The organism is Ferruginibacter profundus (assembly GCF_054783275.1).
In genome coordinates, this window is the sequence record NZ_BAAGQW010000003.1 from 240081 (window position 1) to 250554 (window position 10474).

At 39.2% G+C, this 10474-nt stretch carries 11 protein-coding genes; 5 read left to right on the forward strand and 6 right to left on the reverse strand.

The window, feature by feature from the left end; all coding sequences use genetic code 11:
- Positions 1-5: 5 nt before the first annotated feature.
- The 4 genes from ACYVM0_RS20945 to ACYVM0_RS20960 form a co-directional block, all read right to left on the reverse strand.
- The gene (locus tag ACYVM0_RS20945) at positions 6-512 is read right to left on the reverse strand and encodes a hypothetical protein (protein ID WP_460560335.1); all 507 of its coding nucleotides are present in this window, start codon (positions 510-512) and stop codon (positions 6-8) included.
- A 76-nt stretch (positions 513-588) separates the two neighbouring features.
- The gene (locus ACYVM0_RS20950; protein WP_460560337.1) at positions 589-3042 is read right to left on the reverse strand and encodes a DUF5916 domain-containing protein; all 2454 of its coding nucleotides are present in this window, start codon (positions 3040-3042) and stop codon (positions 589-591) included.
- 83 nt (positions 3043-3125) lie between these two features.
- Positions 3126-4358, reverse strand: a complete 1233-nt coding sequence (locus ACYVM0_RS20955) for a proline dehydrogenase family protein (RefSeq protein WP_460560339.1) — start codon at positions 4356-4358, stop codon at positions 3126-3128.
- Between the two features lie 69 nt (positions 4359-4427).
- Entirely contained in the window at positions 4428-5144 is a 717-nt protein-coding gene (locus ACYVM0_RS20960; RefSeq protein WP_460560341.1) for an SDR family oxidoreductase, read from the reverse strand.
- A gap of 63 nt (positions 5145-5207) precedes the next feature.
- On the opposite strand from ACYVM0_RS20960, the gene ACYVM0_RS20965 reads away from it, so the two are divergent.
- The 4 genes from ACYVM0_RS20965 to ACYVM0_RS20980 are packed head-to-tail and all read left to right on the forward strand — an operon-like array spanning position 5208 to position 7652.
- The gene (locus tag ACYVM0_RS20965; protein ID WP_460560343.1) at positions 5208-6680 is read left to right on the forward strand and encodes a cryptochrome/photolyase family protein; all 1473 of its coding nucleotides are present in this window, start codon (positions 5208-5210) and stop codon (positions 6678-6680) included.
- 11 nt (positions 6681-6691) lie between these two features.
- Positions 6692-6823, forward strand: a complete 132-nt coding sequence (locus tag ACYVM0_RS20970) for a DUF2256 domain-containing protein (protein ID WP_460562314.1) — start codon at positions 6692-6694, stop codon at positions 6821-6823.
- Positions 6786-7097 (forward strand): TIGR03643 family protein, encoded by a 312-nt coding sequence (locus tag ACYVM0_RS20975; protein WP_460560345.1) that lies wholly within the window; start codon positions 6786-6788, stop codon positions 7095-7097. The genes ACYVM0_RS20970 and ACYVM0_RS20975 overlap by 38 nt, the downstream gene beginning before the upstream one ends.
- A 42-nt stretch (positions 7098-7139) precedes the next feature.
- On the forward strand, positions 7140-7652 hold the full coding sequence (locus tag ACYVM0_RS20980) for an acyl-CoA thioesterase (protein WP_460560347.1): 513 nt from the start codon (positions 7140-7142) through the stop codon (positions 7650-7652).
- Positions 7653-7654: 2 nt separating this feature from the next.
- Here ACYVM0_RS20980 and ACYVM0_RS20985 read toward each other — a convergent pair whose 3' ends face one another.
- Positions 7655-8761 (reverse strand): peptidase associated/transthyretin-like domain-containing protein, encoded by a 1107-nt coding sequence (locus ACYVM0_RS20985; protein ID WP_460560349.1) that lies wholly within the window; start codon positions 8759-8761, stop codon positions 7655-7657.
- A gap of 6 nt (positions 8762-8767) precedes the next feature.
- Complete coding sequence (locus tag ACYVM0_RS20990) at positions 8768-9538, reverse strand: lysophospholipid acyltransferase family protein (RefSeq protein ID WP_460560351.1); 771 nt, start codon at positions 9536-9538, stop codon at positions 8768-8770.
- A gap of 111 nt (positions 9539-9649) precedes the next feature.
- Between ACYVM0_RS20990 and hxpB the strand changes: the two genes are divergently transcribed.
- Positions 9650-10309, forward strand: coding sequence for an HAD family hydrolase (gene hxpB / locus ACYVM0_RS20995; RefSeq protein WP_460560353.1), 660 nt, complete (start codon positions 9650-9652; stop codon positions 10307-10309).
- Positions 10310-10474 lie beyond the last annotated feature (165 nt).

The following is a 10474-nucleotide window of genomic DNA, read 5'->3' on the forward strand; positions in this document are numbered from 1 at the left end:
ACTACCTATTTTACCAGGTACTTCTTTTGAAAACTATACAATGCAATAAATACTGCGGTTATTGCAATGCCTATATAACTTTTCCAATCGGCAAACTGGTATTTCCCCATAAAAAAAACGCCGCTTGCAATAGGTATAATCTGCCCGGCAATATATAACCAATACCCGTCCTTTTTTAATTTACGCATCCATAATGCCCCGATAAAACATAATATTATACCCAGGGCGCTGGTTACTAAAACAGGGATAATATTTTTTTCAGACATGGCGATCATTTCTTTGGCCTTAGCAAAATCTTCCAATTGTTTTGCAGTAAGCTCCTGGCCGGAGGACTCCGCTTTATCCATCATATTTTTTGAAAAATTCAATAACCAGGGAGTAATTGCTGTTATAAGAATCTGGAGGCCACAGCCGATAAATGTAAGGATCGTTAAAATATTTAAACCTGAGGGAAGCACATCATTTTGATGCTCATCGTAATTCAATAAATCATTTGCAGTATCCTGGCTCATATAAAATAATTTGCAACAAGGTAAGTTGTTTCCAAAATATATCAAAGCAATGATAAAGTAAATGATAAAGTATTTATCAGCTTTTCCCTTTAAGTTTTAGGTAATCCAGGAAGTAAACGATCTTTACAGTAAGTTCATTGCTGTGAGGATTGGTTACCATTTGCCCGAAGTTTTTTAAATAAGAAGTATTGCTGTACGGATCGATGTTAACGTTTGTGCCTAAGGCATTTTTCCAGGCTACTGTAATGCGGCTGCCCAGTAAAAAATCCCAGGTATAAAACATGTCAACGTTAAAAGTATTGTAGTTAATATTTTTTCCCGGAATAAATGCGATATCATCCAGGTAGCCGTCATTTCTTAAGTTATAAAAATTAGTATTCTCCAGCGCCGACCAGTAATGACGTACCCTTACTGTCCAGTTCATTCTTTTGGTAAAATTATATTGTGCGGTTACAACACCGGTATTTCTTTTAACCTTGCGTTTTGCAATGATCAGCGGAACTGCAGGCCTCCCCTGGTTATCAGTAATGTAAGACCATCCCCAGTTTCCCTTATCATGTTCAATGATCATATCTGCACTGAACTGAAATTTATCATTGACCCTGTACCTTAATCCGGCTTCCGAAGTCCAGTAAGGATCATCTGGCGAAGGCGACTCTGCACCTGCAATGTTGTAGTTAAAATATAATTTTTTCCTGCTGTCGGTACTTCCGTTTATACCCAGGTAATAAATTGGTTTACGCATAAGGAAACTTCCATTGTAAACCGTAGAGCTTACAAAATAATCTTTGCTCCACAAAGGCTGGCTTTGAAAACTGAAAGTAACATCCCAAAAATTCCTGAACAGGAAAAATGCTTTGGCATTCACTGATAAGCCCGTCCAGTTAAAAGGTTTGTATAAAAAAGAATTATTAAAGCCGGCACTGTATATCCTGGTATTGTACCTGTTTTTAGGTTTCAGCAGGTTATAGCTGATGGCCCCGCTATACACCATCTGATTATTGCTCAGCAGGTACCCCAGGTCGTTAGGGTCAAATTTATCGCTGATAATATTTGCTGCGGCAGAGTACCTTACCAGTTTACTCACTTTACTAAAACTGATATCGGAACGGTAACCGTTTTTTGTATAATTATCACCCCATATAGTGCTGAACTTGCAGGAGAGCGCAAAGTTGTAGGTGTTTTTTCTGTCAAACAAAGACAGATCTGCACTACCTACATTAGCGTTACGGCTATTGCCTTTTCGCATCACGTTGGTGTTGGTAAAACTGATGAACGAACGGTTTTTTAAAGCCTGGTCTAATACAACAATATTGTAATTGGTTAAAGCCTCTGTTAAAATGCTGGAATCGGTGCCATTGGAAAGCCTGGTAATATCTGCATACATGGGTACTGATACTGCGTTGAAAACGCCTATGCCCAAATTATCCCTGGTACGGCCCGATATTTTGGCTGCATTATATAATCTTGTAATGCCGGGATTTTTATCTATCCTGTAACCAGGATCGCTGCCATACTTTTTAAGTACTGCAGATGCCCCGCCCGGTGCTGCACCAACACGCCTGGAGTAAAACAGTCCGGCTTTATTAAACAGTTCGGTACCTTCTGTAAAAAAAGGACGGTAATCATCAAATTTTACTTCAAAAGGTGTAAGGTTAAGCAATAAATTATCGCTTTGTACCTGCGCAAAATCGGGTATCAGCGTCATGTCAAGCGTAAAGCTTTCATTGATACCATACTTAACATCCATTCCGCCACTTTTTAAAACTTCCGTTACATTGCCATTATTTGTAGGTGAGTTCCTGAATCCTCCTGAAATATAGGGTTGAAATGATAAGCGTAAAGGGGGCTTGATATTTTTTAATCCTGTCCAGGTTCCCCATTGGTTAATATCGCCATTAATATTAGGATTTTCGGGGCTCCAGATACTGTTTTCATTTTCTTTACGTACAAAGCGGGCAAAATTTAATCCCCAGTCCTGCACTTCATTCTTAGAAATACGTATTGCACTAAACGGGATTTTGATTTCAACTACCCAGCCATCTTTTTTAATACTTACTTTACTTTCCCAAACAGCATTCCAGGTAATATCGTACACCGGCGAACTGTTTTGAGAACCTTTGGCATCTGCCTGCACACCAGCTGCGGTTACTTTAAAAAGAAAAGCATTCTGCCGGTCAAGATAAGTATCCAGGCCAACTGTAAATACGTCCACATCCTGCCGGTCTGATATATCCCTGGCAGTAAGCTGGGTACGTATATTCTCCGGCTTTTCATACAGGTACGCACCCACATATACGGCATTATCATCGTATGCTATTTTTACCTCGGTCTTATAGCTGGATATGTTTCCAAAATGCGGCGAAAAAGTAATAAAATCTCCCGAAGCAGGAATCGCTTTCCAGGCCTCATCATTAAGATCGCCATCAATTTTTACGGGAAGAGCCAGCTTTATAGCAGGCATACGTTTTGCCTGTGAGAAGGCAATCGTTAGCAGCAGGCACAAAACAGCAGTTAATATAAAGCGCAATTGGTTACAGTTAGTTTTCGGCGCAAAGGTAACCGATTAACATTAAAATAAATCAATACATCAGGGCTTTAACAAACCGGAGCTTATATTTTGCGCCTTTCCATCTCTTTCTTTATCAATGCCAATTCTCTTCCGGTTTGCCCGGCAACTGAACTATTTTCCTGAGCACGGCGCATCAGGTAAGGTACTACGTCTTTGATTGGCCCAAAAGGCAAGTACTTGCTTACTGAACAACCGGATTTTGCCAGGTTGAAAGTAATATTATCGCTCATACCATACAATTGAGAAAAATGCACGTGAGGATGGTTGTGGGGCAATCCCTTTTTATCGAGTAATTGTGTAGTATATAAATTGCTGTAATCGTTGTGTGAAGCCACAATTACCGATACCCGATCGAGGTGCTCTATACAAAATTCTACCGCAGCATTATAATCCCTGTCGGATGATTCTTTATCGGGTTGAATAGGTGAAGGATAATTCATTTCCGCTGCACGTAATCTTTCTTTTTCCATATATGCGCCTCTCACCAATTTTGCCCCAAGGATAAAATTTCTTTCTTCAGCTGCAGTATAAGAATCTTTTAAAAACTGTAACCTGTCGTGACGATACAATTGCAGCGTGTTAAATACTACTGCCTTTGTTTTATTAAAAGTATCCATCATTAAAATCGTCAGGGCATCCACCGGGTCCTGTATCCAGGTTTCTTCGGCATCAATTAATACGCCTATATTTTTTGCTGCAGCTTCTTCACAAACCTGCAACATACGCAGGCGCACCCTGTGCCATTCTTCTTTTTCAGTTGCCGGCAATGTTTCAACTGCGTGCAGGTAGCGTTTCATTAAAGTACCCGTTGCAGTGTTCATCATGCCGTCTAACTTTTCCAGTAAAGCAAACCGTGCAAAGCCGGTTACCTTTACACTCATAAAAGGTATATTGGCCTGCGTGGCTGCATAATCAATTACTTTTTTAAATTCATCCCTTGCATGTTCAAAATTATCTTCGCCTTCTTTTCCCTCTACACCGTAATCTAAAATTACCTGTACGTTGTATTCTTCCAGCTTGTCGGCCACTTTTGCAGTTTCAGCCAGCGTTTCACCGCCAACAAATTGCTGAAAAATAGTATTGCGTATAACTGTTTTTGTAAAAGGCAGGTGCCAGTTAATAGCATACGGCGTAATTTTTAAACCCAGGTTTACCAGCCAGGGTTTGCCCATAGATGAAAAAAGAAAATGTGCTTTTTTTAACTGGTCATCACTTTTGTAAGCAAATGCGGTTTGGGTATTCTCAAATGAAATAGGTTCTTTATGTTCGTTCATAATTTGCAGTTCAGTATTCGAAATTCGAAAAATGGTGACGAACTACCAAATAAAACAATTGGCTTTGCGTTAAATGGCCTGGTGATTAAAAGGTTGCAATACCATTTCGCTTACCACACCACTAATGGGTTGTTGACATAAAAACCATATTGCCTTAGCAGCTTCTTCTGCCTGTATCATTTTTTCCCGCTGCACTTTTAAATCGATGGTATCCCAAAAGGAAGAATCCACTCCCCCTAAGAATAAATTAGTAATGCGGATGTCGGTGCGCTTTAGTTCTTCCCGTATACTTTGCATCATACCCACCAATCCGTATTTACTGGCGCTGTATGCAGCCGCACCAGCCATAGGTACTTTACCTAAAACGCCCGGTATATTAATGATCAGCCCTTTTTTTAATTCTTTCATGGCGGGCAAAAAAGCTTTAACCAATAAAAAAGGGGCGTACAAATTATAATTGAGCGACCGCAAAAAATCGGTTTCACTTAATGCATCCATAGATTTAATGATACCTATGCCGGCAGCATTTACTAAAATGTCTATTGTGGGTAATTGCTGAAAGTATTTTTCTTTCAATTCATTTACAGCTGCCGGTTGAGAGATATCCAACACAAAAGTTCTTTCTTCATTTACATTGCAATCGCCTGCAACCTGTTTAAGCTTAGCTTCATTTCTTGCAGCTAAAAAAAGTGACGCCCCGCTGCCGGCCAATAGTTTAGCTGTTTTACTGCCTATGCCCCCGGTGGCGCCAACCAGCAAAACATTTTTACCTTTTAAGGTTTCCATAATTAAGTATTTGTGATGAGTAAACAAATCATCTTTCATTTTGTTTAAACTGCTGTATTTATCATGACAGAAGTAACGCTCATATTTCCGCACCAGCTTTTTAAGGAGCATCCCGCTGTTAAGCCGGGAAGAAAAGTATACCTGGTAGAGGAATATTTATTTTTTAACCAATACAGGTTTCACCAGCAAAAGCTGGTATTGCACAGGGCTGCAATGAAATGTTACGCTGCTTACCTCTCTCAAAAAAAAATCAGTGTTGATTATGTTGATGCCATAACTGAAACGAGTGATGTAAGGAAATTAATAGCGCAATTACAGCAACTGAAAATAACCGGAATTCATTTTGCCGATGTTGCCGATAACTGGCTGAAAAAAAGACTTGTGGAAGCCTGTACGCAAAAAGGTATCGGGTACATTGAACACAACTCACCTGAATTTTTAAATACGCCTGCTGATGTAAAAACTTATTTCGATAAAAAGAAAACCTATTTTCAAACAGGGTTTTACATTGATCAACGAAAAAAAAGAAATATTTTATTGGATAGTTCGGGCGGCCCCGAAGGAGGAAAATGGACTTACGATGCTGATAACCGGATGAAATTTCCCAAAAAAGAAAAAGCACCGGTAATATCTTTTGAAAAGGAGCACCAGTATGTCACTGAGGCCAGGGCCTACGTGGCAAAAAACTTTTCGGGTAATTATGGTTCTGTCAACACATTTATTTATCCCACCGGTTTTACAGGCGCAGAAAAATGGCTGGCTGATTTTTTACAGCAACGTTTTTCAAAATTCGGCATGTACGAAGATGCCATTGTAGCCAAAGAAAATTTTTTATACCATTCTGTTTTAAGCCCGTTACTTAATATCGGGTTATTAGAACCGGGGCAGATAATTTCAGCAGCCATTGCTGCCGCTGCAGGCAACAAGGTACCGCTTAATTCTCTGGAAGGTTTTGTAAGGCAGATCTTAGGCTGGCGTGAGTTTATCCGTATAGTTTATGAAAGGGAAGGCAGTAAGCAACGTACCAGAAATTATTGGGGCTTCAGCCGAAAAATACCCCGGAGTTTCTGGACAGGCGACACAGGCATTTTACCTATAGACAATGTGATAAAAAAAGTTTTAGCAACCGGTTACTGCCATCATATAGAAAGGCTGATGGTGCTGGGCAACTTTATGTTGTTGTGCGAATTTGATCCTGATGAAGTATACAAATGGTTTATGGAAATGTTTGTTGATGCGTACGATTGGGTTATGGTACCCAATGTGTATGGTATGACACAGTTTGCAGATGGCGGATTAATGACCACAAAGCCGTATATCAGCAGCAGTAATTATTTACTAAAAATGAGTGATTACGAAAAAGGCGACTGGACAAAAACCTGGGATGCCTTGTTCTGGCGCTTTATGCATGTACACCGGAGCTTCTTTTTAAAAAATCCCCGGCTGGGTATGCTTATAAAAACGTTTGATAAAATGCCAGCAGAAAAACAACAGAACCATCTTTCCATAGCAGAAAAATATTTAACCGGTTTATGACAAAAAAGAAAATGGACCTGCCCGTTAAAATCTGCGTTGTTTGCAACAGGCCTTTTACCTGGCGAAAAAAATGGGAGAAAGTTTGGAGCGAAGTAAAATATTGCAGTGATAAATGCAGAAAAAACAGGAAACAAAATGAGTAAAGCCATGTTGGATATAAAAGACATTGACCGGATTATTGAAATGGCATGGGAAGACCGTACTTCGTTTGAAGCTATAGCAATGCAGTTTGGTTTAAAGGAAAAGGAAGTAATTGTACTGATGCGTAAAGAAATGAAAGCATCAAGTTTTAAAATGTGGCGCAAGCGAACCAATGGCAGAATAACAAAACATGCGGCATTGCGAAGTGAAGAAGTCACCCGCTTTAAATGCAGCCGGCAAAAAACAATAAGCCATAATAAAATTTCCGGCAGATAAAATTGTTACGTATTTATCAGCCTATATTTGCAAAAATTTTTTATGGAAAAGAAAGCCGGTGAATCAGTGGTAGTAATGACGGAATTGGTATTACCCAATGACACCAATAATTTTGGTAACCTGATGGGGGGCCGTTTAATGTACTGGATGGATATTGCTGCTGCATTGGCCGCCATGAAACATTGCAATGCACCGGTTGTAACGGCTTCTGTTGATAATATATCTTTTGAAAGCCCTATAAAGATCGGTAATGTGGTACATATTGAGGCTAAGGTTACCAGGGCATTTACCAGCAGCATGGAAGTACACATGAAAGTGTGGGGCGAAGATGCCATTCAGCAATACAGGTACAAAAGCAATGAAGCATATTATACTTTTGTTTCTTTGGATCCTAATGGTAAACCAAGAAAAGTAAATCAGCTCATCCCCGAAACTGAAGAAGAAAAAAAATTATTTGAAGGAGCCTTAAGAAGAAGGCAATTGCGTTTGGTACTTGGCGGAAAAATGAAAGCCGAGGAAGCGGATGAATTAAGAGCACTGTTTACAAAAGACTGATCTTAATCGGGTGTATAATTAAAGGGCAATTGATTACACATTTTTTCGTATACCCAGTAACCATTGTATATCACCTGCATGGGATCAATAATAATACCGTTGCCATCCAGTGCCACTTTGTCGCTCATCAAATTAATGTAAGCCGTAAATCCATAATAATGGCTAAGCCCTTCTACAAAAACTTTATTCACCAGGTAAGCTTTTGTATGAGGTACTTTATTATAATTCACTGTTATTTTTCCATCTGCTTTCAAATAATAGTTACCTGTACTATCCGAAAATAAAATTTTACGGGCTGTGGTTGGCTGGGTAACAAAAGTATCTTTTTTAGTGATCTCCCATACCTTCTCACGCTTAAGTGTATCTGTAATTTGTTTTTTGGTTACTGCCAGTATTGAATACCCTTCTTCTTTAAGGCTATCACTTATCAGTGACCGGTAGAAGTGCATCGTGCTGCCAAAATAATTTTCCCTGCGCCTTTTTGTCCAACGTCTTTTATCTCCCATGTCTTCGTACCTGTTGTAGCCCACAAAATAAGTGCTGTGATTTTCTTTATTAAAGTTAAACTCAATCAGGTCGAATGATATTTTGTAGCCCAGCATTTTATTAATGATGATGAGGGGACTATCTGCATAGGCATAGATCGTATTTTTATCTTTACCCGTAGTGAAATAAACGGCTTTCAAATTCACAATTTTACAATTATCCCCTTCTTCTGTAATACCCAAAAAATTATCTTTAAAAATTTTAAGCCATTGCTGCCTTGCCAAATCATTCATTACTAATACATCTTTCATTTCGTTTTCCTTAATATCCAGTTTAAATGTATAGGTGTGCTTATCAGCATCTTTGCTGTCCAGGCGATAGGAAAGTGCCTGGTAGCCTATAGAAGATATTATTAATTCGCCACTGTAAATACTGCTGGTAGTAATTACAAACTCTCCCCTGGCATTGGTAATGGCTCCGATAGAAGTATTATTCAAATAGATACTTGCATTAGCAATAGCCAAATCAGATTTACTATCCACCACCCTTCCTTTAATAACAATCTGTGCCTGGGAAAAAATTACTGCTGCAATAAAAAGAAAAGTAAAAATGGTTCGCTTCATCAGGGATTATTTATCAGTAACAGACATTAAATGATGCCTGCCTTTGAGCATGAATTTTTTGCTCTGCTCAATAGAATCCATCACTATTGCTAAAATATTTTCGGTGGTATCGTTATAATCAATTTGTAAAGGCTCTTTAAAAGTTACTGATAGTAAAGTACCTTTCTTTTTAAATTTTAATCCTTTTTTATTAAAGGCCCTCCAGTAACCGTTTATAACAACCGGGATAACGATGGGTTGCAATTGCTTAATGATAAATGCTGTACCCTTACGCCCGGGCGCAAAGGGTTTGGTAGTACCCTGCGGAAAAGTGATGACCCAGTTTTTTTGCAAGGCCTGCTGTATTTTCCTGGTATCCGATGCATCTAAACCACGGCGCACTTCTGTACCTTCTGCCCGCCATGTACGCTTTACTGTTATAGCACCTGCCAAACTAAATAATTTACTTATCCAGGTACTTTTCATGGTTTCTTCCGCAGCCACATATTTTACCCGGGTAAATGGCCACAATAAATAGTAGGGAATGCCGAGCTTATTTTTCTTACGCCAGCTTACGGCACAAAAAATATGCAGAAACGTAATTACATCTGCAAAATAGGTTTGATGATTGCTTACAAATAACACGTTTTGCCTGGGCAACTTTTGCAGGTGTTCCATCCCCTTAATTTCAAGCTTATTGATAAGGTTGATGCCGGGATAGGAAAACAAACCAACCACGGCATACACTGTACCTTTCACCAGTTTGGATTCTTTAAAGCGTGCAAGCCATTGTTTCATTACACAAAAATATTTTAAGATACCTTTTGATGCAAATTAGATATCTGCCGCTACAACATAAAATTTTTAAGGAAACCGCAATCAGCTGATGAAGTTAATATATTTGCAGTTATGCAACTGAATACCGTAATTTTTGATATGGATGGCCTGCTGATAGATTCCGAACCCTTATGGAATGAGGCGTCTGCAACTATTTTCAGCCGTTACGGTATCCAATTAACGCCACAGCAGTATGCCAGCACTACCGGCCTGCGCACCAAAGAATTTATCACGCACTGGTTTAACCATTTTAAAATACCCTTGCAGGAAGCAGGTATTATTGAAAAAGACCTGATTGACAAGGTTATTGAACTGGTGCTGCAAAAAGGTAAGCCCATGCCCGGTTTGTCGCATATATTTAACTTTTTTATCGATAAAAATTTTAAGATCGGTATTGCATCCTCCTCACCACGCAACCTGATAGATGTGGTGGTTGATCTTATAAACATCAGGCCGCATTTGCATACCATTACCTCGGCTGCCCTGCTGGCCAATGGCAAACCCCACCCGGAAGTATACCTGAACTGTGCCGCTGAATTAAAAGCGGTGCCTGCAGAATGTGTTTGTTTTGAAGATTCTTTTCCGGGAATGATAGCCGTAAAAGCTGCCAGGATGAAGTGTGTTGTTGTTCCGGACCCTAAGATCAGCAAAGAACTTAAATGGCATGCAGCCGACCTTAAGATTTCCTCCCTTCAGAATTTTAATGAGTTATTGCTGCAATCATTGTATTAATGTTTAAGCTTCAATTGCAGTACTGAGCAGGCTTGTAATAAAAATCTGCTCAAAATAAGCTTTTCATATTTATTTTTTTCACCAAGTGGCCTCTTGTGGAAAAAACAGGGCAAAAATTCGATAATTTAAAGTTAAAGTTATTACCTTTAATGCTGTACTACCTGA

What these genes read in the sequence shown, in the direction of transcription:
- ACYVM0_RS20945 (WP_460560335.1), bottom strand. Translation starts at nt 512, where the DNA reads ATGAGCCAGGATACTGCAAATGATTTATTGAATTACGATGAGCATCAA.
- ACYVM0_RS20955 (WP_460560339.1), bottom strand. Translation starts at nt 4,358, where the DNA reads ATGAACGAACATAAAGAACCTATTTCATTTGAGAATACCCAAACCGCA.
- ACYVM0_RS20960 (WP_460560341.1), bottom strand. Translation starts at nt 5,144, where the DNA reads ATGGAAACCTTAAAAGGTAAAAATGTTTTGCTGGTTGGCGCCACCGGG.
- ACYVM0_RS20965 (WP_460560343.1), top strand. Translation starts at nt 5,208, where the DNA reads ATGACAGAAGTAACGCTCATATTTCCGCACCAGCTTTTTAAGGAGCAT.
- ACYVM0_RS20970 (WP_460562314.1), top strand. Translation starts at nt 6,692, where the DNA reads ATGGACCTGCCCGTTAAAATCTGCGTTGTTTGCAACAGGCCTTTTACC.
- ACYVM0_RS20980 (WP_460560347.1), top strand. Translation starts at nt 7,140, where the DNA reads ATGGAAAAGAAAGCCGGTGAATCAGTGGTAGTAATGACGGAATTGGTA.
- ACYVM0_RS20985 (WP_460560349.1), bottom strand. Translation starts at nt 8,761, where the DNA reads ATGAAGCGAACCATTTTTACTTTTCTTTTTATTGCAGCAGTAATTTTT.
- ACYVM0_RS20990 (WP_460560351.1), bottom strand. Translation starts at nt 9,538, where the DNA reads ATGAAACAATGGCTTGCACGCTTTAAAGAATCCAAACTGGTGAAAGGT.
- hxpB (WP_460560353.1), top strand. Translation starts at nt 9,650, where the DNA reads ATGCAACTGAATACCGTAATTTTTGATATGGATGGCCTGCTGATAGAT.